Source organism: Parahaliea mediterranea (assembly GCF_003402235.1).
Taxonomy (GTDB): domain Bacteria; phylum Pseudomonadota; class Gammaproteobacteria; order Pseudomonadales; family Halieaceae; genus Parahaliea; species Parahaliea mediterranea.
The window spans coordinates 115,665-140,025 of the sequence record NZ_QEWO01000004.1 but is presented as its reverse complement, the minus strand read 5'-3'; the positions used below and the strand labels follow the sequence as shown (position 1 = coordinate 140,025).

The 24,361-nt window shown below is 62.4% G+C and carries 22 protein-coding genes; 17 read left to right on the top strand and 5 right to left on the bottom strand.

All coding sequences use genetic code 11. The annotated features are described in order from the left end of the window. The first annotated feature begins 68 nt into the window (after window positions 1–68). From DDZ17_RS13000 to DDZ17_RS12985, 4 genes are read left to right on the top strand one after another with little or no spacing between them, the layout of a single operon-like run. Complete coding sequence (locus DDZ17_RS13000; protein WP_116367394.1) at window positions 69–854, top strand: class I SAM-dependent methyltransferase; 786 nt, start codon at window positions 69–71, stop codon at window positions 852–854. 23 nt (window positions 855–877) lie between these two features. Continuing rightward, complete coding sequence (locus DDZ17_RS12995; protein WP_116367393.1) at window positions 878–2,737, top strand: sulfatase-like hydrolase/transferase; 1,860 nt, start codon at window positions 878–880, stop codon at window positions 2,735–2,737. A 33-nt stretch (window positions 2,738–2,770) separates the two neighbouring features. After that, entirely contained in the window at window positions 2,771–3,700 is a 930-nt protein-coding gene (locus tag DDZ17_RS12990) for a glycosyltransferase family 2 protein (RefSeq protein ID WP_116367392.1), read from the top strand. A gap of 32 nt (window positions 3,701–3,732) precedes the next feature. Next, a complete protein-coding gene (locus DDZ17_RS12985; RefSeq protein WP_116367391.1) occupies window positions 3,733–4,755 on the top strand; it encodes a phytanoyl-CoA dioxygenase family protein in 1,023 nt (340 codons plus the stop codon). Here DDZ17_RS12985 and DDZ17_RS12980 read toward each other — a convergent pair. The 3 genes from DDZ17_RS12980 to DDZ17_RS12970 all read right to left on the bottom strand — a co-directional run bounded on the left by DDZ17_RS12980 (window position 4,752) and on the right by DDZ17_RS12970 (window position 7,423). Next, a complete protein-coding gene (locus tag DDZ17_RS12980; RefSeq protein ID WP_116367390.1) occupies window positions 4,752–5,960 on the bottom strand; it encodes an acyltransferase family protein in 1,209 nt (402 codons plus the stop codon). The two genes, DDZ17_RS12985 and DDZ17_RS12980, sit on opposite strands and share 4 nt — an antisense overlap. Continuing rightward, window positions 5,953–7,041 (bottom strand): acyltransferase family protein, encoded by a 1,089-nt coding sequence (locus DDZ17_RS12975; protein WP_157976629.1) that lies wholly within the window; start codon window positions 7,039–7,041, stop codon window positions 5,953–5,955. The genes DDZ17_RS12980 and DDZ17_RS12975 overlap by 8 nt, the downstream gene beginning before the upstream one ends. 64 nt (window positions 7,042–7,105) lie before the next feature. Next, a complete protein-coding gene (locus DDZ17_RS12970; protein WP_116367388.1) occupies window positions 7,106–7,423 on the bottom strand; it encodes an MGMT family protein in 318 nt (105 codons plus the stop codon). Between the two features lie 100 nt (window positions 7,424–7,523). Between DDZ17_RS12970 and DDZ17_RS12965 the strand changes: the two genes are divergently transcribed. The 8 genes from DDZ17_RS12965 to sbcB all read left to right on the top strand — a co-directional run bounded on the left by DDZ17_RS12965 (window position 7,524) and on the right by sbcB (window position 16,111). Continuing rightward, window positions 7,524–8,558 (top strand): DUF481 domain-containing protein, encoded by a 1,035-nt coding sequence (locus tag DDZ17_RS12965; RefSeq protein ID WP_157976628.1) that lies wholly within the window; start codon window positions 7,524–7,526, stop codon window positions 8,556–8,558. Window positions 8,559–8,607: 49 nt separating this feature from the next. After that, window positions 8,608–9,024 (top strand): FxsA family protein, encoded by a 417-nt coding sequence (locus tag DDZ17_RS12960; RefSeq protein ID WP_116367386.1) that lies wholly within the window; start codon window positions 8,608–8,610, stop codon window positions 9,022–9,024. A 214-nt stretch (window positions 9,025–9,238) separates the two neighbouring features. Then, on the top strand, window positions 9,239–9,529 hold the full coding sequence (locus tag DDZ17_RS12955; RefSeq protein WP_116367385.1) for a co-chaperone GroES: 291 nt from the start codon (window positions 9,239–9,241) through the stop codon (window positions 9,527–9,529). 59 nt (window positions 9,530–9,588) lie between these two features. Next, window positions 9,589–11,235 (top strand): chaperonin GroEL, encoded by a 1,647-nt coding sequence (gene groL / locus DDZ17_RS12950; RefSeq protein ID WP_116367384.1) that lies wholly within the window; start codon window positions 9,589–9,591, stop codon window positions 11,233–11,235. A gap of 166 nt (window positions 11,236–11,401) precedes the next feature. Further along, the gene (locus tag DDZ17_RS12945) at window positions 11,402–12,025 is read left to right on the top strand and encodes a urate hydroxylase PuuD (RefSeq protein WP_116367383.1); all 624 of its coding nucleotides are present in this window, start codon (window positions 11,402–11,404) and stop codon (window positions 12,023–12,025) included. A 150-nt stretch (window positions 12,026–12,175) separates the two neighbouring features. Beyond that, a complete protein-coding gene (locus DDZ17_RS12940; protein ID WP_241505879.1) occupies window positions 12,176–12,985 on the top strand; it encodes a coiled-coil domain-containing protein in 810 nt (269 codons plus the stop codon). Between the two features lie 143 nt (window positions 12,986–13,128). Beyond that, on the top strand, window positions 13,129–14,652 hold the full coding sequence (locus tag DDZ17_RS12935) for a fumarate hydratase (protein ID WP_116367382.1): 1,524 nt from the start codon (window positions 13,129–13,131) through the stop codon (window positions 14,650–14,652). Window positions 14,653–14,662: 10 nt separating this feature from the next. Then, a complete protein-coding gene (gene sbcB, locus DDZ17_RS12930) occupies window positions 14,663–16,111 on the top strand; it encodes an exodeoxyribonuclease I (RefSeq protein ID WP_116367381.1) in 1,449 nt (482 codons plus the stop codon). Between the two features lies 1 nt (window position 16,112). Here the strand turns inward: sbcB and DDZ17_RS12925 are convergent, their stop codons facing one another. Next, window positions 16,113–16,736, bottom strand: a complete 624-nt coding sequence (locus DDZ17_RS12925; RefSeq protein WP_116367380.1) for a class I SAM-dependent methyltransferase — start codon at window positions 16,734–16,736, stop codon at window positions 16,113–16,115. Further along, window positions 16,729–17,130 (bottom strand): hypothetical protein, encoded by a 402-nt coding sequence (locus DDZ17_RS12920; RefSeq protein ID WP_116367379.1) that lies wholly within the window; start codon window positions 17,128–17,130, stop codon window positions 16,729–16,731. Before DDZ17_RS12920 ends, DDZ17_RS12925 begins: the two co-directional genes overlap by 8 nt. Before the next feature lie 132 nt (window positions 17,131–17,262). Between DDZ17_RS12920 and DDZ17_RS12915 the strand changes: the two genes are divergently transcribed. The 5 genes from DDZ17_RS12915 (at window position 17,263) to ileS (ending at window position 24,360) form a co-directional block, all read left to right on the top strand. After that, window positions 17,263–18,276 (top strand): aspartate carbamoyltransferase, encoded by a 1,014-nt coding sequence (locus DDZ17_RS12915; protein ID WP_116367378.1) that lies wholly within the window; start codon window positions 17,263–17,265, stop codon window positions 18,274–18,276. Beyond that, window positions 18,276–18,893, top strand: coding sequence for an NUDIX domain-containing protein (locus tag DDZ17_RS12910; RefSeq protein WP_116367377.1), 618 nt, complete (start codon window positions 18,276–18,278; stop codon window positions 18,891–18,893). Before DDZ17_RS12915 ends, DDZ17_RS12910 begins: the two co-directional genes overlap by 1 nt. Window positions 18,894–18,902: 9 nt before the next feature. Further along, complete coding sequence (murJ, locus tag DDZ17_RS12905) at window positions 18,903–20,507, top strand: murein biosynthesis integral membrane protein MurJ (RefSeq protein ID WP_116367376.1); 1,605 nt, start codon at window positions 18,903–18,905, stop codon at window positions 20,505–20,507. A 99-nt stretch (window positions 20,508–20,606) separates the two neighbouring features. Continuing rightward, on the top strand, window positions 20,607–21,539 hold the full coding sequence (gene ribF / locus DDZ17_RS12900) for a bifunctional riboflavin kinase/FAD synthetase (RefSeq protein WP_116367375.1): 933 nt from the start codon (window positions 20,607–20,609) through the stop codon (window positions 21,537–21,539). Window positions 21,540–21,555: 16 nt separating this feature from the next. Continuing rightward, window positions 21,556–24,360: an isoleucine--tRNA ligase gene (ileS, locus tag DDZ17_RS12895; protein ID WP_116367374.1), complete on the top strand. Its 2,805-nt coding sequence runs from the start codon at window positions 21,556–21,558 to the stop codon at window positions 24,358–24,360. The last annotated feature ends 1 nt before the right edge of the window (window position 24,361 follow it).

Below are 24,361 nucleotides of genomic sequence, written 5' to 3'. Positions count from 1 at the left end.
CCCACTTTACCCGGTGGTGGCTGGCACCACTGCCCTACTATTAATAGCGATTGCTGTCTGAATTCACTATGAGCGACTTACTTTACTTTCCACCTTCCCTGCAGCGCTTTGAACCCAAGCGGATGGTATTTAGTACCTGGGTTGACCATCTCCCATTTGCCTATGATCTGGTAGAAGCCATCCGGCCCAAAACAGTGGTGGAGCTCGGGGTATACAACGGCCTGTCATTCTTTACCTTCTGCCAGGCCATGGTAGAAAACGACATTGATGGCGTTGCCTACGCGGTGGATTGCTGGGAAGGCGACGAACACACCGATGCCTACGACGACTCTATTTTCAAAGATGTTCAGAGCCACGCCCGCGAACATTATCGTGGCATCTCCTACCTGATGAAGATGTATTTTCATGAGGCATTGCAGCACTTTGAAGACGACAGCATCGATCTTTTGCACATCGACGGCCTGCACACCTACGAGGCAGTCAAAGAGGATTTTGAAACCTGGTACCCCAAGGTCAAGCCGGGTGGCATTGTCCTGTTCCATGATGTGATGGCGAGAATCAAGGACTTTGGCGCCTGGAGGTTTTTCGAGGAGTTGGAGGCAAGCCAGCAGGACATATTCAAGTTCAACCACGGCTTTGGGCTGGGGGTTCTGCGAAAGCCCGGCGGTGCTGATCCAGACGCTGCACTGCTGAAACTGCTGTTTTCCCGCGAGGAGGAGAATGTGCAGAAATTGCGCCAGCTCTATGTTCACGCTTCTCATTTTCTGGAGGCGCGACGCCAGGCGCGACGTTTCAAGGAGCTGGCCGGCGCTAAAAACAAGGGTGGACAGGGCAAGCAGGCAGGGGCGCAGTAGGGGCCAGAGCGCGCTTGTTGACAATGAGCGCCGTTGCCCGCGCAACTGGCTTGATGGTTTTAATCGGCCTATTGCTCGTTGCCTGCGGAGAGCCTGTAGAGCGCGCGCAGCCAGCGGGCAAGCCTCCCAATATACTGTTTATCCTGCTGGATGATCTTGGAGTCAATGATGTTGGTGCCTATGGTGGCGGTGCCGGGCTGACGCCCAATATTGACCGGATTGCCGCCGCCGGAGCGCGCTTTAATCGCCACTACACAGACAGCACCTGTACAGCAACGCGTATCGGTATACTCACTGGGCTGGAACCTGCTGCCCTTGGTTTTCGCCCCAATGGCGCCGGTATTCCGGCAGAGGTGGATACACTGCCCGAGCGTCTTCAGCAGCTTGGCTACACCACCCACCACATAGGCAAATGGCATGCCGGTTCTGTGGCTCCACCTGCATGGCCACTCGCTCAGGGCTACGACACATTTTTTGGCTTTTTGGATCAGTTTCTTCTGCGGGGGCCGCATCCGGCGGGCGAACTCCATGAAGCACGCCCCACCTACCGCAACCCCTGGTTGCAGGAAGATGATGGTCATCCCTCGCAATATGCCGGGCACTTGTCCGATATCCTGAATCAGCGGGTCATGGATTTTCTTGGCAGTCGAGAGGCCGGTGACTCTCCCTGGTTTCTCACCTACTGGACGTATGCGCCGCACACACCGTTGGAGCCGGCAGACCGCTTTGCTGCGCGCCATCCGGATACGCCCCAGGGGCGTTACCTCGCGCTCGTCGAACATGCCGATACCCTCGTGGGGCGCGTGGTGGACAGGCTGGATGAGCAAGGATTGGCGGATAATACGTTGGTGATTGTTGCCAGCGACAACGGTGGGACAGCGAGGGAATACCCCAGCAACCTGCCGTTTACAGGTAGCAAAGCGCAGTTCACCGAGGGCGGGGTGCGCACCCCGATGTTGATGCGCTGGCGTGGCCATATTCCCGCTGGCACCGTGGTTGAAGGCGTCGTATCCAACAAAGACTATGCGGACACGCTGGTGCAACTGGCCGGCGGTAAATTTGCAGCGGGGCAGGCTGTAGATATTGTTGCGGCGGCGCATGGCAAGCCTGTTCCCGACAGGCCATTGTTCTGGGAGTCGGCAAACTACTTTCTCAATAGCTGGAGCATGCTGGCTGAGGGCGGAAACTGGCGTCTTACCAAAATCTTTAACGGCGATTATCTACTTTTTGATTTGTCTAACCCGTATACAGAGCGACTGGTGGACAGCCGCGAGCATTCCGCACTGGTGGGCAAAATGCGCAGCGCCTACCAGCAGTGGCGCATAGAATTGCGTCAGGTAGAAGTACAGCTGGCTTCCAGCGGAGGTACCAAAATGCTTGTTGGTAATGACTTCCAGCGTAGCCCCGGCAGTGAAGGTTGGAGCTTTGCTGTGGCTGTGACCCCGCAGCAGATGGCGGGCGAGGAAGACGTTGTGGCGGAGCAAGAGGGCTTTTGGTCACTGCGCCGCAGCGGCGGAATGCTGCGCCTTTCATTGCTGGATATGACCGTGCAAGCGGCGGCGCCGCCATTGGGCGTTTGTACAGAAATCACCGTGAGCAATTACATGACACGCTCCAGTAGTGCACCTTCCTTTCGGCGGGGGCTGCTGGAACTGTTTTACAATGGGGAGTCCGTAGCGGCTACCAGTACAAAAGACCCAAAAATGCCGGTAGATGGCCACAGCCGCCCAACATACCTGGGGCAGAATGCGAAAGGGGGCCAGGCGTTTACCGGCGAATTGGGTGTGCCTGTGATATTGAATGAGCGCCTTGTCAACCGTGAAAGCGCCAACCCTGACTTGCAAAACGGTGTGGAATCAGTCGCCGGGCGTCTTTGCCCGTAGCTGTTGCAGCACCGTTGATAGTGGAAAGAGTACATGAAACTCAGTGTCATCATCGTCGCCTATGACATGCAACGAGAAGTGCCCAGGAGCCTCCAGTCGCTGATGCCCAGCTATCAGTTGGACGGAGAATCCCTGGACTACGAAGTGATTGTCATCGACAACGGTTCGCCCGAGCCGTTGGCGTTAAGCGCAGAGGACTATCCAGGCCTAAAGTTGCGGCTAATACGTATTGATGAGGCGTCTGCGTCACCCTGCGCTGCGCTCAACCTTGCTGCGAGCCACGCCACAGGTGAGATTCTGTGCATAATGATTGACGGTGCCCACGCAGTGACGCCGGGTGTTTTCCGCTGGGCCATGCGCGCTTTTTCTGCTTTTGATCAACCTGTTGTTGCCACTCGCTATTTTTATCTCGGCCCGGGGGAGCAGCCAGAAACAATTCGCCAGGGCTACGACAAAGCCAAAGAAGACGGGCTGTTAAGCAGTATCGATTGGCCGCAAGATGGGTATCGGCTCTTCGAGATAGGCACGCCACTGCGAAATGGCGCCGATAAAATCACTTGGTTTAATCGTATGTTTGAGTCGAATTGCCTGTTCCTTCATCGGTATCTGTATTTGCAACTGGGCGGTGCGGACGAGGCATTTGACCTGCCTGGCGGCGGGTTTGTTAATCTGGATTTATACAAGCGAGCTGTTGAAAGTGAGGGCAGTGCGTTGGTTCAATTGGTAGGAGAGGGGAGTTTTCACCAGTTGCACGGCGGGACAACCACCAACAGCAGCGACAACGAACGACAACAGCGCCTGGATGCGTTTCGAGCGCAGTATCTTGATTTGCGGGGCCATCAGCAGTTGGTATCCGATCGTCCGCTGAACTTCCTCGGCCACCTGCCCACGCAGGCTTCAAAGATACATTTGCGCCGCCTCGCCAGCCCGGCTGAGCCTGAAAATACAGGAGGAGCACAGTGAATCATACAGGCACCCCTCATCCTGAGTACCCTATGTCAGATGCGATGGTTGTTGAGGCCCTGGGCAGGAACGACTACCCAACGGCCATTGCAAGGCTGGAGTCGTTGGCAGCCCCAGGAGAGAACGCCCTTATAGACCAGTTCAATCTCGACCTTCGTATTGAAGCGCACCGCCATATGCGCTGGCCCGAGCTCTCCGGGGGTTGGCCTGCAGAAGTTCAGCAGCCCCCAGTGCCGGGCAGGCTTGCGGATATCCCTGCGGCGGCGTTGGATGTGGAGACATTGCGCGCCGGGGTCCTGGGAAGTGGTGGCGTGATAGTCCGGGAGCTATTGAAACCGTCGCAGGCAGAGGAGCTTCGCCAGGGCATTGATCGTGTACTGGCGGCGCGTCATGCGGTGGCAAATGGCCAGGCTGACGGGGCGGACAAAACCTGGTATGGCAGATCACGTTCAGTGGCCGGTGGCCCGGTGCAATTCGGCACACTTGGTGCCAACGCGCCCGCAGATTCTGGCTCAGTGTGGGCTGTGGATTCCCCGGTAATGGCCTTGAAGCTGATTTCACTGTATCGGCAATTGGGGCTGCCGGCGTTGCTTCATGATTATTTTGGTGAGGACGCTCTGCTGTCCGTCAAAAAATGGGTGCTGCGCAAGGTCAAGCCAAACCCCCAGCAACAGGCGGGTTGGCACCAGGACGGCCGCTTCCTTGGTGATGGGATTCGCACTGTGAATATGTGGATTGCCCTCAGTGATTGTGGGGGTGATGCGGCTGCCCCCGGCATGGATATTATCCCGGCTTCAAGGCGGGTAATACACGAGACGGGGACGCAGGGAGCGGCATTTGACTGGACGGTCGGGGCGGGATTGGTGGCAGAAATAGAGAAAACGACGCCTGCCGAGAACCCCCGTTTTAGGCCCGGCGATGCCTTGTTTTTCGATGAGTTCAACCTGCACCGCACGGGCTTCGCCCCCCACCACACCGCCTATCGCTATGCGGTGGAATCCTGGTTCTTTGCCGCATCCCGGGCACCGGCCAAACAGCAGCCCGTGTTGTTTTAACTGCCTGCCACTGCAGTGTTAGCAACAGTACCAGATGCCTTGCGGCGCAAGAATGGCAGCTCGATATAGCGGTAAGTGATCCATCCCAAAAACAGGGACAGGCCGAGAGCCAGTGCCTGTATGAGATAGGCCCAGGCGGAGTCTGCGTACCCGGGTGTGTGCTTGAGCGGATAGATCAGGTAGAACAGGATGGGCAGGTGGTTCAGGTAGATCGAATAGGACAGTTTTCCCAGAACCGCCATGGGCCGATTGAGTACGACGCTGCTGCCAAGAGGGCGCGCCACCAGCAGCAGCGCTATTAACGCGGCCCAGCATGTAGCCTCTAGCGTGTGATGGATATGCCATTGCCGTTCTGCCGCGGCATCGCCAATGGTGGCACTGCGCCAAAGCAGGTAAGTCATGGCAGCCAGGATGGCCACCAGCGCGCCCGTACTGCTAACCGGCAGTTGCGATGACGGGCTTGCCTTCGCCAGTCTGGCATACCAGAAGGCCAACGCTATCCCCGCCAGAAAGGCCGGCAGACGCCCAGCCAAGGATTTGGAAGCCCACCAGCCAACTTTGCTCTGTGTGGGCGCCCATGCCAGGGCCCAGTACAGATAGGCCGCTAACCAGATGCCAAGGATCAGGATTACCAGTGTCTTGAGCGCGGGGTGGCGGTATACACACCAGAAGGCCAAAGGTAATAGGATATAAAACTGTACCTCTGTGCAGAGGGTCCACCAGACGACGCCGAATGGAAACATCTCAAAGCCAATCGGCTGAAATAAGGCCGCCCTTGATGCTGCCTCCCAGTCCCCGGTGATTAGTGCGGCCAATGCCACGGCACATAGATACAGAGGCAGGATCCTCATGCACCGTGCCCGGTAAAAGCCCCTGAGGGAGGGCCGGGATTTGCCCCCCTCTGCCTGCAACCACGGCAGGCTCAGCAGGAAGCCGCTGAGCACAAAAAAAAGCGTCACACCGGTATTCCCGGCGATAATCCAGGCGTTGGCGGGAGTCACCTGCGCATTCTCCGCCCCCCAGGTAACGCCATAGGCGTGAAACAGAAAGACCAGCAGAATAGCGAGTCCGCGCAGGCACTCTAATTCGTAGCGGTAGGACGATGGGCGGCGGACGCCGGCAGCGAGATCAATGCCGTCCGTGGCGTGCCCGGTGCTTCCAGTCATCGTTTTCCCTGCCATCGTCGCAGCCTGCAAATCAGGCATGGTTGCCAGCTTCTGGTGTGGTATTGGGTATGGCTGGTAGTCGCTGATGCGCCTTCTGCCGTATACGGTTGCGGTAATGGGTCTCTATGGGCCTTTCGACAAATTGGTACAGGCAGGTTCCCAGGCCCAATGTCACGATGACCCCAAGAGACACAAAAGAAAATCGATCCTCAAAGAGTACGCCAGCCTGCAGTACGATGACAGCGGCTATCCAATGGCAGAGAAATACCGGGTAGGCTAATCGGCCAAGCCAGGCCTGTGCCGGCGAAGTCTTGTTCGTGACCATATGTGCCGCCAGTGCGTACATCAGCAGGCTGGCAAAAAAGATGTTGCCATAGAGTCCGAAATGATGTGCCTCGAAGAACCACGACACAGTTGGGTAATGCCTTTCAAATTGCCACAGTTCCGGCGCCAGAAGTAAGTGCCCGATAAAACCGGCAAGCGCCAGGGCGAGCCACCGCGGGTGCGACGGTCTTAGCTTGGCCAACCAGTAGACCAGGCTGCCACTGGAGAAGGCGATGGATGCGCCGCCGATGCTGGCGTAGCGCTGGGTGAAACTTGCGCCGTCAGCATCGAGCCACAGGACATAGCACACAGAGCAGGCAAACCAGATCGCCACCACCAGCAGGTTGCGCGAGAGCAATAGCATGGCGATGTAATAAAACAGCTCCACCTGGAGACTCCAGGCGGGTGACAGGCTGAATGTCCCCGACGGGGGTGAGAACGCAAGGCTGATGTTGGCCAGCCAGGATTGCAGGGAGTCTGGTGCTGAGATGACTTGCGCCAACGTCAGCCCATTATGTAAGTCCTGGTTCATGGCATGTTGGCCCCAGGTGGCCACCAGCGAGGCCACAATAAGGCAGGCGAGGTAAGGCGGATAGATGCGTAGTGCCCGGTTTGTAAGGTAGGCGATGACACTGTGCCTGCCTGTGTAGACCTCATCCAGAATGCGTGTCATCAGGTACCCGCTAATCACGTAGAAGCCAAACACTGCGTAAGCCCCTTGCCACCACATCCACTCATAGAAGAGATGCGAAAAGACAACCATCAAGGCGAGTGTGAATCGAACGGGGCCGAGCACCTATGCAAACCCTACGTGCGCATAGAGGTATAAATCAGGGCTTCGAGGCAAGCGCGGGGCGTTACTACGGCTGCCATCCAAACTCCCGCAGGGCAACTTTGCCTCCACAAACCCGCACCCCCTCTGCCTCCAGCCGCTCCCTTTGGGTATACTCCCCCTCAGATCCCGCCGGTAAGGAAATGCAGCCCTGGGCGTTGATCACCCGGTGCCAGGGCACTTTGCTGCCTTCTGGTAGCTGGCGCAGGGCGTAGCCGACGCGGCGCGCGGCGCCGGGCAGGCCAGCGAAGCGGGCGATGTCGCCGTAGGTGGATACCTTGCCTTCAGGAATCGACGTCACTACCTGCCAGATGCGCTGGTTAAGTTCGGTGCGGTTGCTGGCCACGGCACGGGCTGGGGTTGCAGGCGGGCGTTGCGTGGCGGTCAATTCGCGTTGTGTTGTGCAGCGACACAGCTAAACCTACTGATTCAAAACGACGAGTATCTTGAAAGTTCCCCACTGCAACAAGCTGTTTTTCCCTCTCTTTCTTATCGCTCTTGCGGTGGCTGCGCCGCCGACGCTGGCCGACCGACTCTACACCACCGATGGTGAATCCATCCCCGGTACGCTGGTGGGTATCGAGAACGGCAACCTGTTGTGGTCGTCCGAGGTGCTGGGCGAACTGGTGATTGACCAGTATCACATCCAGCGCATTGAGTCTGGCGAGCACTACGACTTCAAGCTGAGCGGGCGCGAACTCAACAACTGCTGGATGTTTGTGCAGGACGACCACCAGCTTCTGCACTGCGAAGAGGGTGTTGAGGTGCTGTCCAATTGGAAGCTGGTGGTGGCGGTGGGCGAGGCGGTGAACGACCCGCCGCCCATGCTGGCCCAGAAGGGCAGTGTGAATGTGGCAGCGGAGGATTCCTCGGGCAACAACGAAATCAGCAAGCTGAATATCGATGCCCGTTCCGAGCTGCGCTTTATTGAGTCCCGCCATACCCTCAGCCTGCGCTATCAGGAAGAAACCGTGGCGGATGCCACGGCACGCGATATGTGGCGCGGCGGCTATCAGTATGACCAGTTCTTTACCGAGCGCTGGTTTGCCGCTGGCAACGCCTCCTACGAGGAGGATGAATTCAAGGAAATCGACCAGCGTAGCCTGGTGGGTTTGGGGATGGGCTACCAGTTCCTGGAAACCAAATTCATCGACCTGTTGGGCAAGGGCACGGTGAACTACGTGGACGAGCGGTTCAGCGATGGCACCAGCCGCGATACCCCGGCGTTTCTGTGGAACCTGGACTTTGCCTGGCGCTTCAACGACAAGGGCATGGAATTCTTCCACCGCCATGCCATCCTGCAGGCCTTTGAAAGCGGGGATGATTTTGAGGTGGATACCATCACCGGCCTCAAATACCCCATCAACGGCCACTTCAGCTCCACCATCCAACTGGAGTACGACTTCGATAACCTGCCGGCCCAGAACGCGGTGGACAAGAAGGACCAGACCTGGTCCATCGGCCTCAATTACAGCTGGTAACCTTGCAATTGCCCGCGGCGCCCCCACCAAGGGCGTATAGGAGGTCGCCATGCGCATATTTTTCATGCTCCTGCCCTGGCTGGAGCTGGCCACGCTGATTCAGCTCGGTGCTAAAACCAGCGTTCTCACTGCCCTGTTGTACGTGTTTGCCACCCTGGTGCTGGGCCTGCTGATCCTGCAGCGCCAGGGCCTTGGGCTGTTCCAGCACCTGCGTGAGGCGCAGACCGGCGGGCGGGTGATCACCGGGCGCCTGCTGCTGGATGACATGTCGGTGGGGCTGGCCGGCCTGCTGCTGATGGTGCCGGGCCTGATTACTGATGTCGCCGCCCTGGTGGTTTTGATTGGCCCCCTGCGCCGGCGCATCGCCCGATTTTTCGCCGGCCCCCAGCCGGAGCCCTACGCGCCGCAGCGGGATGCCAGCGAGCACGCAACGATCGAAGGCAGCTACCGCCGCGTTGAAGACTGAGTGGCGGTATTTTTATAACCCATTGAATTGTAATAACTATTTGTCATTCTGTTGGCGTATTGCCGGCCTTGACTCGGCGCCAATCGTTACTAGAATTAGCACTCTCTTGAGAAGAGTGCTAATCCGGGCCTTGAAATCCCCTTCAGCGCCCCAATAGAGCAAGCTAACCCCCGCCGGGGGCCTGTATAACATCGTTACTAGGAGACATTCAGAAATGAAAATCCGTCCGCTGTATGACCGTGTGGTCATTCGTCGCAAGGAAGAGGAAGAGACCACTGCTGGCGGCATCGTTCTGCCCGGTTCCGCCAAAGAGAAGCCCAACCAGGGTGAAGTTGTTGCAGTTGGCGAGGGCAAGGTCCTGGACAACGGCGACGTACGCGCCCTGGCTGTGAAAGTGGGCGATCGCGTGGTTTTCGGCCAGTACGCCGGCAGCAACACCATCGAAGTTGACGGCGAAGAGCTGATCATCATGGGCGAAGGCGAAATCTACGCAGTCGTAGAGTAAGCAGAGCAATCCGCTTCCTTCAGCATTCAGACACTGTAAAGAGATCAAGGAACTAGAAAATGGCAGCTAAAGACGTATTCTTCGGCGACGATGCCCGTCAGCGCATGCTGAACGGCGTGAACATCCTGGCTGACGCCGTAAAAGCCACCCTGGGCCCCAAAGGCCGTAACGTAATCCTGGACAAGTCCTTCGGTGCCCCCACCGTGACCAAGGACGGTGTCTCCGTGGCCAAGGAAATCGAGCTGAAAGACAAGTTCGAGAACATGGGCGCGCAAATGGTCAAGGAAGTGGCCTCCCAGGCTTCTGACCAGGCGGGCGACGGCACCACCACCGCCACCGTACTGGCCCAGTCCATCGTGAACGAAGGCCTGAAATCAGTCGCCGCCGGCATGAACCCGATGGACCTCAAGCGCGGTATCGATAAAGCCGTTGCCGCCGCCGTGGCCAAGATCGAAGAAGCCTCCATCCCCTGTGAAGACAGCAAGGCCATTGCCCAGGTAGGCTCCATCTCCGCCAACAGCGACAGCCAGGTTGGCCAGATCATTGCCGACGCCATGGAAAAAGTCGGTAAAGAAGGCGTCATCACCGTTGAAGAAGGCACTGGCCTGGACAACGAGCTGGACGTGGTAGAAGGCATGCAGTTCGACCGCGGCTACCTGTCTCCCTACTTCATCAACAACCAGGAAAACATGACGGCCGACAACGAGTCGCCCTTCGTCCTGCTGGTTGACAAGAAAATCTCCAACATCCGCGAACTGCTGCCCCTGCTGGAGCAGGTCGCCAAGGCCTCTAAGCCGCTGGTGATCGTTGCCGAAGACGTGGAAGGCGAAGCGCTGGCCACTCTGGTAGTGAACAACATGCGCGGCATCGTGAAAGTGGCCGCTTGTAAAGCGCCTGGCTTTGGCGACCGTCGCAAGGCCATGCTGCAGGATATCGCCATCCTGACTGGTGGCACCGTGATCTCCGAAGAAGTGGGCCTGGATTTGGAATCCGCCACCCTGGAGCACCTGGGCACCGCCAAGCGCGTGACCATGGACAAGGACAACACCACCATCATCGACGGTGCCGGCGAAGCTGCTGCCATCGAAGCGCGTGTGAAGGAAATCCGCGTCCAGATCGAGAACACTTCCTCTGACTACGATCGTGAGAAACTGCAAGAGCGCGTGGCCAAACTGGCTGGCGGTGTTGCCGTGATCAAGGTTGGCGCCGCCACCGAGATCGAAATGAAAGAGAAGAAAGCCCGCGTTGAAGACGCCCTGCACGCCACCCGCGCAGCCGTTGAAGAAGGCGTGGTTGCCGGTGGTGGCGTGGCCCTGGTGCGTGCCGTGAACGCCATCGCCGACCTGAAGGGCGACAACGAAGACCAGCAGGCCGGTATCGCTGCCGCGATGCGCGCGATGGAAGGCCCCCTGCGCCAGATCGTGACCAACGCCGGTGACGAAGCTTCTGTGGTGCTGAACAACATCCGCACCCAGGGCGAAGGCAACTACGGCTACAACGCCGCCACTGGCGAATACGGCGACATGCTGGAAATGGGCATTCTGGACCCGGCCAAAGTGACCCGTACCGCCCTGCAGGCGGCCGGCTCCGTGGCTGGCCTGATGATCACCACGGAAGTGATGATCGCCGATGCGCCGGAAGACAAGCCCGCCGCTGGCGGCATGCCCGACATGGGCGGCATGGGTGGCATGGGCGGCATGATGTAAGCGCAGTCCCGCGTCCCATTAAGAAGCCCCGTCTCGCAAGACGCGGGGCTTTTTTCGTTGGGCGGCAGTGCCGGCTGCAAGGTTAACCGGCACAAAGCCGTTGCACCTGTGAGTTGCGCAAGGTGTACAATCCCAAAGGCAACACCCAACTAATAAGGAGAACACCATGGCTGTCGTTGAATTTGTATTGCGCTGGTTCCACGTCCTGTTCGGCATTGTCTGGATAGGCATGCTGTACTATTTCAATTTCGTCCAGACGGAATATTTCAAAGAGGCGGAGGCCGAGGCCAAGGCCGACGCCATGAAAAAGCTGGCGCCCCGGGCGCTGTGGTGGTTCCGTTGGGGGGCGATGTTCACCTTCCTGACCGGCTTGGCGCTGTTGCACTTTGTGGGTGCCATGGCCAACGTGGTTGGCGCGTCGCTGATCTGGATTGGCGCGCTGGCCGGTACCCTGATGTTCCTGAATGTCTGGTTGATCATCTGGCCCAACCAGCAGATTGTGCTCGGCATGAAGCCGGGCGAGGGCCCGGTAGCGGCCGCCAAGGCGGGGCTTGCGTCGCGCACCAACACACTGCTGTCTGGCCCCATGCTGCTGGGTATGCTGGGCTCCAAGCACCTCTACATTGCCGACCTGAGCATGACCGGCCTGGTGGCCTGCGCGGTGATTATCCTGCTGCTGGAAGCCAACGCCCTGTTCGGCAAGACCGGCCCGATGACCAGCGTGAAGGGGGTGATCCACTGCAGCATTGCCCTGGCGGCGCTGCTTTGGGTGCTGCTGGCCTTCCTCTGAGTGCCAGGATGCCCCCTGGGGGTGTCGCAAAAGCCGGGGAATTCCCCGGCTTTTTTTGTGGCAAGTGCGTATTTTTGCCGCTGCCGGCTCGGTTTCTGCACTCTGGGTGCCTATGTATAATGGCCGCTCGATTTTGGTATCAGCGTAGCTATGTCTCAAGACGATCTCGACCATATTCCGTCCATCGTTCCCACCCGGGACAACGAACAGCACTATGCCACCTCCCGCAGCAGCCAGAAGAGCGGCAAAAGCAACGGCGGCCGTGGCAAGGCCTCCCCAGCGCCGGCCCGTAGCGGCGGTGGTGGTGGCAGTGGCCTGTGGGGGCGTATTTTCATCACCCTGGCACTGGTGGTTGCCGCGGTGGCCTGCGGTTGGGCCTGGCAGCTGCAGAGCCAGCTGGAGCAGTCCAACCACCTGCTGGCCCGGGCCACCGAGCGCATTACCGACCTGGAGGACCGCCTGTCGGACACCGACGAGGGCCTGAGCCAGAATACCCAGGCCATGGCGGTGAAGATCAAGGAGCTGTTCTCCGAGGTGGACAAGCTGTGGGCCTCTGCCTGGCGGCGCAACAAGGCGCGGCTGGATGAACTGGAAGGCGCCAACAAGACCCTGCAGGGCAGCAGCAAGAGCAATGCCAGCAAGATTGCCGCCGCCGAGAAGTCGCTGAGTGAAACCCAGGCCCAGATCAAGGCGGCCGCGGCGGATCTCGCCAAGCTGCGCGGCGTGGCCGGCGATATGGAACGCCTGATGGCCAGCGCCAAGGCCAACGGCGCCGAGGTGGAGCGGGTGGCGGACAGCCTGAACAAGATCAACCTGGAGCTGGCGAAAATGAACAAGCGCGTGCAGAGCAACGAGGAGTGGGTGAAGTCCATCAACGCCTTCCGCCGCCAGATCAACGCCGATTTGTCTGCCCTGCAGACCCAGCTGCGCAATATGCAGAGCCCCGCCGGCGCCCCCTGATCTGTTTGACCTGCCAGACCTGTTGAGTGCCGGGGCGCAGCTGGCGCCCCGCCCGTCGCCCGGGGGTGTATACTGGCGCCCCCAAATTTCAGCTGCCCAGGACCGCCCGCCAGAGGGGTCTGTAACCGAAGAAGGTAATCGCCATGACCGTCATTCGCCAGGACGATTTTATCGATAGCGTCGCCGACGCCCTGCAGTTCATCTCCTACTACCACCCCCTGGACTTCGTGAAGGCCGTTCACGAAGCCTATGAGCTGGAGCAGAACCCCGCCGCCAAAGATGCCATGGCGCAGATTCTGATCAACTCCCGCATGTGCGCCACCGGCCACCGCCCGATCTGCCAGGACACCGGCATTGTCACCGTGTTCCTGAAAATCGGCATGAATGTGCAGTGGGATGCCAGCATGAGCGTGGCCGACATGGTCAACGAAGGCGTGCGCCGCGCCTACCTGCACCCGGACAACGTGCTGCGCGCCTCCATCCTGGCCGACCCGGCCGGTGCGCGTAAAAACACCAAAGACAACACGCCGGCAGTGATTCACATGGAGGTCGTGGAAGGCGACACGGTGGATGTGCAGGTGGCGGCCAAGGGCGGCGGCTCCGAGAACAAATCCAAGATGGTGATGCTCAACCCCTCCGACTCCATTGTCGACTGGGTGGTGAAAACCGTGCCGACCATGGGCGCCGGCTGGTGCCCCCCGGGCATGCTGGGCATTGGTATCGGTGGCACCGCCGAAAAGGCGGCGGTAATGGCCAAGGAATCCCTGATGGACCCCATCGACATCCACGAACTGCGTAAGCGCGGCCCGCAGAACCGGGCCGAGGAACTGCGCCTGGAAATCATGGATGCGGTGAACAAGCTGGGCATTGGCGCCCAGGGCCTGGGCGGCCTGACCACCGTGCTGGATGTGAAGATCAAGGACTACCCCACCCACGCCGCGTCGCTGCCGGTGGCGATGATCCCCAACTGTGCCGCCACCCGCCACGCGCACTTTGTGCTGGACGGCTCCGGCCCGGCCCTGCAAACCCCGCCGGATCTGGACCAGTGGCCAGAAATCAGCTGGGAGGCGGGCGACTCCGTGCGCCGGGTGAACCTGGATACCGTGACCCCGGAAGAGGCCGCCCAGTGGCAGCCCGGCGACACCCTGCTGCTGAACGGCAAGATGCTCACCGGTCGCGATGCCGCCCACAAGAAAATGAAGGAACTGATCGAGTCCGGCGAAGGCCTGCCCGCCGAGGTGGACCTCAAGGGCCGCTTCATCTACTACGTGGGGCCCGTGGACCCGGTGCGCGACGAGGTGGTTGGCCCCGCCGGCCCCACCACCTCCACCCGCATGGACAAATTCACCGACTTCGTGTTGGAGCACACCGGCCTGCTCGGGATGATCGGCAAGGCGGAGCGCGGCCCCGCCGGTATCGAAGCGATCAAGAAGCACAAGGCCGTCTACCTGATGGCCGTTGGCGGCGCTGCCTACCTGGTGTCCAAGGCGATCACCTCGGCGCGGGTGGTGGCCTTCCCGGAACTGGGGATGGAAGCCATCTACGAGTTTGAGGTGAAGGACATGCCGGTCAGCGTGGCGGTGGATGCCAAGGGCACCTCGGTGCACGAGATTGGCCCGAAAATCTGGCAGAAGAAAATCGAGGAAGAAGCCATCGAGCTGATCTGAGGTCTGCACCTTGCCTGACACCTTTTACTGGCACGATTACGAGACCTTTGGCGCGGACCCCTCGCGGGATCGGCCGGTGCAGTTTGCCGGCCTGCGCACCGATGCCGACCTGAACCCCATTGGCGAGCCGCTGGTGATCTACGCCCGGCCCGCCAACGATTTCCTGCCCCACCCCCAGGCCTGCCTGGTGACCGGCATTACCCCGCAGGAAGCGATGGAGAAGGGCGTGCCGGAATGCGAGTTCATTGCCCGCATCCACGCCGAGCTGGCCCAGCCCGGCACCTGCGGCGCCGGTTACAACTCCCTGCGTTTTGACGACGAAGTTACCCGCTATACCCTCTACCGCAATTTTTTCGACCCCTACGCGCGGGAGTGGCAGAACGGCAACTCCCGCTGGGACATCATCGACATGCTGCGGGCGGCCTACGCCCTGCGCCCCGAGGGCATCGAGTGGCCGCTCAGGGAGGATGGCTTTGCCAGCTTCCGCCTGGAGGAGCTGACCGCCGCCAACGGCATCGCCCACGAGGCGGCCCACGATGCCCTGTCCGACGTGCACGCCACCATTGCCATGGCCCGGTTGGTGCGGGACAGGCAGCCGCGGCTGTACGACTACGTGCTGGCGCACCGCGACAAGCGCAAGGTGGCCAGCCTGCTGGATGTCGCCAACATGAAGCCGGTGCTGCATGTGTCCGGCATGTTTGGGGCCGAGCGCTACAACACGGCACTGATTGTGCCCCTGGCGGAGCACCCGAAAAATCGCAATGAGATTATCTGTTACGACCTAAGCGCAGACCCGGCGCCGCTGGCGGATTTGACGCCGGAGGCGCTGGCGCAGTTGCTTTACACCCGCAGTGAGGAGCTGCCGGAAGGGGCTGTGCGGCCCGGCCTGAAGAGCGTGCACCTGAACCGCTGCCCGCTGCTGGTAACCGCCAAAATGGCGAGCCCGGCGGTGGCCGCGCGCATCGGTCTGGACGGCGCCCTCTGCCGCGCCAACCTGACTGTCCTGCGCGGGCAGCGCGATGCCAACCCGCGGGCCTTTGCCGACAAGATCCAGGCGATCTACGCCGAGCGCGAGCGGCCGCCGATCACTGACCCGGATCGCATGCTCTACAGCGGTGGCTTCTTCCCCGATGCCGACAAGCGCACCATGGCCCGCGTGCGCGAGGCCTCGCCGGAGCAGCTGGCCGGCCAGAGCTTTCCCTTTGAAGACCCGCGCCTGCCGGAGATGCTGTTCCGCTACCGGGCCCGCAACTACCCGGACTCCCTCGGCGAGGAGGAATTCGGCCAGTGGGAGGAGTTCCGCTACCAGCGCCTGACCGAGGCGGAGGCGGGGGGCGGCCTGACCCTGGAGCAGTACCACGCCGAGATTGAAGCCCTGCTGGCCAGCGGTGAGCTACCTGCCGCAAAAGCGCAGGTGCTGCACCAGTTGCTGGACTACGGCGATATGCTGCTGGCCTGAATCAGGCCGGGGCCGCCGGCTTTCTTGCCACGATGGTCTTCACCACATCCAGAAACACGTGATCCAGGGCTTCCAGCTCAAAGCCCGCCGCCTGCACATTGCCCACCGTGCGCCGGTTCATGGCTGGGCCGACTTTCTCGGTCAGCAGGGTCATCAGGTGCATCATGGCACTGAAGGGAAAGTAGCGGCTGCCGGTGTGCTCGAACATGCACAGCTCGCCGCCGGGCTTTAGCACCCGGTACAGTGAGCGCAGCCCGTCCACCGGCCGCGGCACCGAGCAGAATGAGCAGGCAGTGAACACCTGGTCGAAGTGGTTGTCGGGGAAGTCCAATTCGTGCACGTCCATCACCCGCGCCTGCAGGTTGCCGGGGTAGCCCGCCACTCTTGGCTCGGCCACCTGCAGCATGGCAGGGCTGATGTCGATGGCGGTAATCTGCCGCCCCGGCGGGAAGGCGGCGATATCCAGCCCGGTGCCCAGGGCCATGAACAGAATTTGCCCTTCGCCCATGCGCTGGTAAAGGCGCTGCTTCACCGGCAGCCAGCGGGCCTCGGTGCCCTTGCCGGCCATCAGGTCGAAATTGGGCGCCAATTTATCCCACTTGGCCTGGGTTGCGGTGTCAGTCATGTTTGAGGCTCCCCGGCATTGGCAGGGCGCGCGAGCCCCGGATCTGGTTGTTCATTACCCACACCATCACAATGCAGGCCAGGCCGCACACGGCGCCTTCCAGCAGGGCGAGGGAGGCGGCGACGGGCGTCATTGCGGCGTGCATGCCAACGACCATGCCCGCCACCATGCCGGTCAGCATCAGCGGCACCATCACTTCCATGGCGCCAAAGAACGAGCCAAACAGCAGGGACAGGGGAATGGCGAAGAGCATGCCCAGCAGCATGGCCAGCACCATCACCAGCAGCATGTTCCACCCCGTGGGGGTGAGCAGGCAGATCAGCCAGCCGATGAGCGCGCCGCCGGCAATGTTGGCGCCAAGGTCGCCAAGCACAAAGAACAGTCGTTGATCCATGGGGGTTCCCTTGCAACAGGTGATCGGTTGTTATTTTGTCACCCGGGCATCATACGACAAGCCACGCGCATGGGCATCCGCCCCCGGCAGGCCCTATAATGCCCCCAAGTTTGCCAGCCCCCGGAGTTCAGCGTGCAATTCGCCGGCAGTCACATTCTCTCTGTCACCCAGTTCGAACGCGCCGATGTCGAGCGCATTTTCAGCGTTGCCGACCGCATGGAGCCCTACGCCCAACGGCGCCGGGTCACCAAGGTGCTGGACGGCGCCATTCTTGGCTCCATGTTTTTCGAGCCCAGCACCCGTACCCGGGTCAGCTTTGGCAGCGCCTTTAACCTGCTGGGCGGCGAGGTGCGCGAAACCACCGGCATCGAGAACTCCGCCATCGCCAAGGGCGAGTCCCTCTACGATACCGCGCGGGTACTCAGCGGTTATTCGGACGTGATCGCCATGCGCCACCCGGCGGCGGGCTCGGTGGCGGAGTTCGCCGCCGCCAGCCGGGTGCCGGTGATCAACGGCGGCGACGGGGCCAATGAGCACCCCAGCCAGGCCCTGCTGGATCTCTACACCATCAAGAAGGAACTCGCCGGCCGCGGGCGCGGCATCGACGGCCTGCGCATCGCCATGGTGGGGGACCTGCGCTTTGGCCGCACCGTGCACTCCCTGTGCAAACTGCTGTGCCTGTTCCAGCGCGTGCAGGTGGTGTTGGTGTCGCCGGCGGAGCTGCGCATGCCTGGTGAGATCGTGGAGGACCTGCGCGGCGCCGGCCACGAGGTGCTGGAGTCCGACGCCCTGGAGGCCAGCATCGCCCATGTCGATATTGTCTATTCCACCCGCATCCAGGAGGAGCGCTTCAGCTCCCAGCAGGAGGCGGACCTGTACCGCGGGCGCTTCCGGCTCAACCAGAGCATCTACACCCAGCACTGTGAGCCCAATACGGTGATCATGCACCCGTTGCCGCGGGATTCCCGCGAAACCGCCCGCGAGTTGGACGACGACCTGAACGACAACCCCAACCTCGCCATTTTCCGCCAGACCGATAACGGCGTGCTGGTGCGCATGGCACTGTTCGCCCTGGTGCTGGAGGTGGCCGAACAGGTGGACGCCCACGCCCGCGATGTCAACTGGTACACCGCGGGGCGTTTCTGATGGGGTTCTCGCTGCGCTTTGGCGCCGATGCGGTGCGGGTGCTGGAGCAGGCCCAGGCCTTCGACGGGCATTTTTCCGTGCGCCGCCTCACCCTGCAGCACCGCTGCTTTGACGGTGGCTGGAGTGCGCCCCTGACCCGGGAGATCTTCGACCGTGGCGACGCGGTGGGCGTGCTGCCCTACGACCCGGTGGACGACAGCCTGATTCTGATCGAGCAGTTTCGCCCCGGCGCCCTGCGCGGCGGCGACTCGCCGTGGATGCTGGAGCTGGTGGCCGGCGTGGTGGAGCCCGGCGAGCGCGACACCGAGGTGGTGTACCGCGAAGCGCTGGAAGAGGCCGACTGCGAGCTGACCGAACTGCTGCCGATTGCCCGCTTCTTTCCCAGTGCCGGCGCCTGTTCCGAACAGGTGCGCCTGTTCTGTGGCCGGGTCAGCCGCGCCGGTGTGGGCGGGGTGCATGGGCTGGACAGCGAGGGCGAGGACATTCTGGTGCATGCCATCCCCCGGCGCGAGGCCCTGCAACTGCTGCGCGAGGATCGCATTCCCAACGGCCACACCCTGATTGCCCTGCAATGGCTGGCCCTGCAGGGGGAGTCCCTGCGCGAGCGCTGGAGCTAGGCGCCGCCCATGGCCGACACCCCCGAGCCCGGCGCCAGCACGCCCGCCGCGCGCCCCGGATTGCTGCGCTCAAGCGCCCTGGTGGGCAGCATGACCATGCTGTCGCGGGTGTTGGGGCTGGTGCGCGATATCGTGATTGCCGCCACGGTGGGGGCCAACGCCCTGGCGGATGCCTTCTTTGTGGCCTTCAAAATCCCCAACTTCCTGCGCCGCCTGTTTGCCGAGGGCGCCTTCGCCCAGGCCTTTGTGCCGGTGCTGGCGGATTACCGGGAGCAGGGCAGCCACGCTGCGGTGCAGGCCCTCATCAACCGGGTGGCGGGGGTGCTGGGGGGCAGCCTGGTGCTGGTGACCGGCCTTGCCATGCTGGGCGCGCCGCTGGTGGCGGCGCTGTTCGCGCCGGGTTTTCTCGACGACCCGCGCAAGTTCGACGCGGTCAGCCACATGATCCGCATTACCTTCCCCTACCTGCTGCTGATCTCCATGACCGGTTTTTGCGGCGGCATTCTCAACAGCTACGGGCGCTTTGCGGTGCCGGCCTTTACGCCGGTCTTCCTCAACCTGTCGCTGATCGGCGCGGCCCTGGTGGCGGCGCCCTGGTTTGCCGAGCCGGTTTACGCCCTGGCCTGGGGGGTAGCGCTGGCGGGGGTGGTGCAGCTGCTGTTCCAGTTGCCCTCGCTGTATCGGCTGGACCTGGTGCCGCGGCCGCTGTGGGACACCCGTCACGAGGGAGTGCGGCGCATTCTCAAGCTGATGGTGCCGGCCCTGTTCGGGGTGTCGGTGAGCCAGATCAACCTGCTGCTGGATACCGTGCTGGCCTCCTTCCTGCCCACCGGCAGCGTATCCTGGCTGTACTATTCCGACCGGCTCACCGAGCTGCCCCTGGGGGTGTTCGGCGTGGCCATTGCCACGGTGATTTTGCCCAGCCTGTCTTCCCACCGGGCGGCGGAGCGGGGCGAGGACTTCACCCTCACCCTGGACTGGGCGGTGCGCATGATTCTGCTGGTGGCGGTGCCTGCGGCGGTGGCGCTGCTGGTGCTGGCTCAGCCGATCCTGGTGACCCTGTTCCAGTACGGCGAGCTGGGCAGTCGCGATGTGCGCATGGCCAGCTACAGCCTGCAGGCCTATAGCCTGGGCCTGATTGCCTTCATGCTGATCAAGGTACTGGCGCCCGGGTTCTACGCCCGCCAGGACACCCGCACCCCGGTGCGCATCGGCGTTATCGCCATGGCGGCCAACATGGTCTTCAACGTGCTGTTCGTGCTGCCGCTGCTGTTCTGGTTCGGCCTTGGCCATGTCGGCCTGGCGCTGGCGACCAGCGCCTCCGCCTGGCTCAACGCCGGCCTGCTGCTGCGCCGCCTGCTGGCGGACGGGGTGTATCGCTTCCAGCCCGGCTGGGGCCGGTTTGGGCTGCGGCTGCTGGTGTCCACCGCGTTGATGGCAGCGGTGGCCTGGCTGCTGGCGCCGGCGGCAGGGGACCTCGCCGCGCAGGGCGCCCTGCAGCGGGCGCTGTCCATTGCCCTGGTGTGCGGTGCCGGCGGCGCCGTGTACCTGCTGTGCCAGGTGGCGCTGGGGGCGCGCCTCAAGCAGCTCAGAACCCCGCGCGGGGGGGGCTGATGTGGCCCCGCGCCGGGCAAATTGCCAGTTGCCGCCATAGGATAAGCGGCGCCCTTTCCGTATAATCGCCAGTTTGATTTGACTCGGGCGGTGCCCTGCATGGAGCTGATACGAGGCCTGCACAACCTGCGGCCCAGACACCGCGGCTGTGTGGCCACGATCGGAGCCTTCGACGGGGTGCACCGGGGCCACCAGGCGGTGATTCGCCACCTGCTGGACAAGGCGCAGGCCTATGGCCTGCCCGCGGTGGTGATGGTGTTCGAACCGCTGCCGCGGGAGTACCTGGCGCCGCTCAAGGCGCCGGCCCGGCTGATGAGCTTCCGCGAGAAGTTCCGGGCGCTCCAGGCGCTGGGTGTGGACCGCCTGCTGCGTATCCGCTTTACCGACGAACTGCGCCACAAGAGCGCCCAGTCCTTCGTTGACGATGTGTTGGTCGACGGCCTTGGGGTGCGCTACGTGGTGCTGGGGGACGACTTTCGCTTTGGCGCCGACCGCCAGGGCGATGTGGACTTCATCAAGGCCGAGGGTGAGCGCTACGGCTACGAGGCCGAGCCCACCCCGACCTTCACCTGGCAGGGCGAGCGGGTCAGCAGCACACGCATTCGCAAGGCGCTGGCGCAGGCGGATTTCGCCCTTGCCGAGCAATTGCTGAGCCGGCCTTACAGTATTTCCGGCAAGGTGGTGTACGGGCGCCAGCTGGGGCGTACCCTGGGCTTCCCCACCGCCAACATGGAGCTGCACCGCCTGCGCTCGCCCCTGTCCGGGGTGTACGTGGTGTCGGTGAGCGGCGCCGGGCTGGTGAATGCGCCGGCGGTGGCCAACGTCGGCACCCGGCCCACGGTGAACGACAGCATCAAGGCCAATCTGGAGGTGCACCTGCTGGATCGCGAGTGCAACCTGTACGGCAAACATATCGAGGTCACCTTCCGCCACAAGCTGCGGGATGAGGCCAAATTCGACTCGGTCGAGCAGCTGCGCGAGCAGATCGGCCGCGACATCGACCGCGCCCGGCAGTGGCTGGCGGCGAACTGACTGGTAGACGCGTTACATGAGTGATTACAAGCACACCCTGAACCTGCCGCAGACGGCCTTCCCGATGAAGGCCAGCCTGGCCCAGCGGGAGCCCCAGCGCCTGAAGCAGTGGCAGCAAATGGACCTGTACGGCCAGGTGCGCGCCGCCTCCGCCGGCAAGCCCAAGTTCGTCCTGCACGACGGCCCGCCCTACGCCAATGGCGACCTGCACGTGGGCCATGCGGTGAACAAGATCCTCAAGGACATTATCGTCAAGTCGAAGACCCTGTCCGGCTTTGACGCGCCCTATGTACCGGGCTGGGACTGCCATGGCCTGCCCATCGAACTGAACGTCGAGAAGAAAGTCGGCAAGCCCGGCGTGAAGGTCACCCCGGCGGAATTCCGCCAGAAATGCCGCGATTTCGCGGCGCGCCAGATCGACGGCCAGCGCGAGGACTTTGTGCGCATGGGCGTGCAGGGCGACTGGGACAGGCCCTACCTGACCATGGACTTCCGCTTCGAGGCGGACATCGTGCGCGCCCTCGGTCGCATCATCGACAACGGCCACCTACACAAGGGCTTCAAGCCGGTGCACTGGTGTACCGACTGCGGTTCCGCGCTGGCGGAGGCGGAGGTCGAGTACAAGGACAAGCACTCGCCGGCCATCGACGTCGCCTACGCGGCGGTGGACCCTGCCGCCATCAACGCCGCCTGTGGCACTGACTACAGTGGCGAGATCGCCATCCCCATCTGGACCACCACCCCCTGGACCCTGCCCGCCAGCATGGCGGTGAGCCTGCACCCGGGGCTGGACTACGTGCTGATTGAGGGCGAGGGCCGCGCCCTGCTGGTGGCGCAAGCGCTGGCGGAAAGCTGCGCGACCCGCTTCGGCCTGTCTGAATTGAAGATCCTCGGCCGCTGCCAGGGCGCCGCGCTGGACCGGCAGCTGCTGCAGCATCCCTTCCTGGACCGCCAGGTGCCGGTGGTGCTGGGCGAACACGTCACCACCGAGGCCGGTACCGGCGCCGTGCACACCGCGCCGGCCCACGGCCAGGATGACTTTGTGGTAGGTTCAAAATACGGCATCGAGGTCTACAACCCGGTGGGCGGCAACGGCGTATACCTGCCGGAGACTGAATTCTTCGCCGGCCAGCACGTGATGAAAGCCAATGCCGCCATCGTCGAACTGCTGCGCGAGCGCGGCGTTCTGCTACACTTTGAACAGTACGAGCACAGTTACCCCCACTGCTGGCGTCACAAGACCCCGATCATCTTCCGCGCCACGCCGCAGTGGTTCGTGAGCATGGAACAGAACGGCCTGCTCGATGCGGCCAAAGACGCGGTGGAAAAAGTGCAATGGCTGCCCGAATGGGGCAAGGCGCGCATTGACGCCATGCTAGCCAGCCGCCCGGACTGGTGCATCTCCCGTCAGCGTACCTGGGGTGTGCCCATCGCGCTGTTCGTGCACAAACAAAGCGGCGAACTGCACCCGCGAACCCGCGAGCTGATGGAAGAAGTGGCGCTAAAGATCGAGGAGCAGGGCATTGATGCCTGGTTCGACCTGGAACCGGCCGACATTCTCGGCGCTGAGGCCGCGGATTACGACAAGGTCAGCGATACCCTCGATGTGTGGTTCGACTCCGGTGTGACCCACGCCTGCGTGCTGCGCCAGCGCGAGGGCCTGCAGTCGCCGGCGGACCTCTACCTGGAGGGCTCCGACCAGCACCGCGGCTGGTTCCAGTCCTCCCTGCTGACCGGCATTGGCGCCTATGGCGAAGCGCCCTACAAGGCGGTGCTGACACACGGCTTCACCGTCGATGGGGAGGGGCGCAAGATGTCCAAGTCCATCGGCAATATCATCCCGGCGAAAAAGGCCATGAACGACCAGGGCGCCGACATCCTGCGCCTGTGGGTGGCCGGGGCGGATTTCCGCGGCGAGATCGCGGTGTCCGACGAAATTTTCAAGCGCACCGGCGATGCCTACCGCCGTATCCGCAACACGGCCCGATTCCTGCTCTCCAACCTCAACGGTTTTGAGCCTGCCGCGGATGCGCTGCCCGGCGAGGACATGCTGTCGCTGGACCGCTGGGCGGTGGATCGCGCCGCGGCCCTGCAGGCTGAGTTGCTGAAAGACTACGAGGCCTATCACTTCCACCAGATCTACCACAAGCTGCACAACTTCTGTACCGGCGATCTCGGTGGCTTCTACCTGGATGTGATCAAGGACCGCCAGTACACCACCCAGGCGGATTCCGTGGCCCGCCGCTCGGCCCAGACCGCCATGTTCCACATCGCCGAGGCGATGGTGCGCTGGATGGCGCCCATCCTCAGCTTTACCGCCGAGGAAATCTGGGAAAACCTGCCCGGCGAGCGCGCCGAGTCGGTGTTCCTGGTGGAGTGGTACGACCAACTCGCCAGCCTGGCGCCCGGCGCCCGCCTCGGCCGCGAGTACTGGCGGCAGGTCATGGCCGTGCGCGACGCGGTGAACAAGGAAATCGAAGTGCAGCGCGCCGCCGGCAAGGTGCGCGGCTCGCTGGACACCAGCGTGACCCTGTACTGCAACGACGACCTGCTGGCGGCCTTGGGCGAGTTGGGCGAGGAGCTGCGCTTTGTGCTGATTACCTCCGGCGCCGCCATAGCGCCGCTGGCCGAGGCGCCCACGGACGCCGCAGCCACCGAGATCGACGGCCTGTGCCTGCAGGTGGCGGTAGCCACCGACGAGAAGTGCGAGCGCTGCTGGCACCGCCGGGCGGAGGTGGGCAGCATCGAGGCCCACCCCACGCTCTGCGGCCGCTGTGTTGAGAACATCGACGGCCCCGGCGAACAGCGCCGTTACGCCTGAG

Coding starts and splice junctions, on each gene's coding strand:
- DDZ17_RS13000 (WP_116367394.1), top strand. CDS start 69: ATGAGCGACTTACTTTACTTTCCACCTTCCCTGCAGCGCTTTGAACCC.
- DDZ17_RS12995 (WP_116367393.1), top strand. CDS start 878: ATGAGCGCCGTTGCCCGCGCAACTGGCTTGATGGTTTTAATCGGCCTA.
- DDZ17_RS12990 (WP_116367392.1), top strand. CDS start 2,771: ATGAAACTCAGTGTCATCATCGTCGCCTATGACATGCAACGAGAAGTG.
- DDZ17_RS12985 (WP_116367391.1), top strand. CDS start 3,733: ATGTCAGATGCGATGGTTGTTGAGGCCCTGGGCAGGAACGACTACCCA.
- DDZ17_RS12980 (WP_116367390.1), bottom strand. CDS start 5,960: ATGCCTGATTTGCAGGCTGCGACGATGGCAGGGAAAACGATGACTGGA.
- DDZ17_RS12960 (WP_116367386.1), top strand. CDS start 8,608: ATGCGCATATTTTTCATGCTCCTGCCCTGGCTGGAGCTGGCCACGCTG.
- DDZ17_RS12955 (WP_116367385.1), top strand. CDS start 9,239: ATGAAAATCCGTCCGCTGTATGACCGTGTGGTCATTCGTCGCAAGGAA.
- groL (WP_116367384.1), top strand. CDS start 9,589: ATGGCAGCTAAAGACGTATTCTTCGGCGACGATGCCCGTCAGCGCATG.
- DDZ17_RS12945 (WP_116367383.1), top strand. CDS start 11,402: ATGGCTGTCGTTGAATTTGTATTGCGCTGGTTCCACGTCCTGTTCGGC.
- DDZ17_RS12940 (WP_241505879.1), top strand. CDS start 12,176: ATGTCTCAAGACGATCTCGACCATATTCCGTCCATCGTTCCCACCCGG.
- DDZ17_RS12935 (WP_116367382.1), top strand. CDS start 13,129: ATGACCGTCATTCGCCAGGACGATTTTATCGATAGCGTCGCCGACGCC.
- DDZ17_RS12925 (WP_116367380.1), bottom strand. CDS start 16,736: ATGACTGACACCGCAACCCAGGCCAAGTGGGATAAATTGGCGCCCAAT.
- DDZ17_RS12920 (WP_116367379.1), bottom strand. CDS start 17,130: ATGGATCAACGACTGTTCTTTGTGCTTGGCGACCTTGGCGCCAACATT.
- DDZ17_RS12910 (WP_116367377.1), top strand. CDS start 18,276: ATGGGGTTCTCGCTGCGCTTTGGCGCCGATGCGGTGCGGGTGCTGGAG.
- murJ (WP_116367376.1), top strand. CDS start 18,903: ATGGCCGACACCCCCGAGCCCGGCGCCAGCACGCCCGCCGCGCGCCCC.
- ribF (WP_116367375.1), top strand. CDS start 20,607: ATGGAGCTGATACGAGGCCTGCACAACCTGCGGCCCAGACACCGCGGC.
- ileS (WP_116367374.1), top strand. CDS start 21,556: ATGAGTGATTACAAGCACACCCTGAACCTGCCGCAGACGGCCTTCCCG.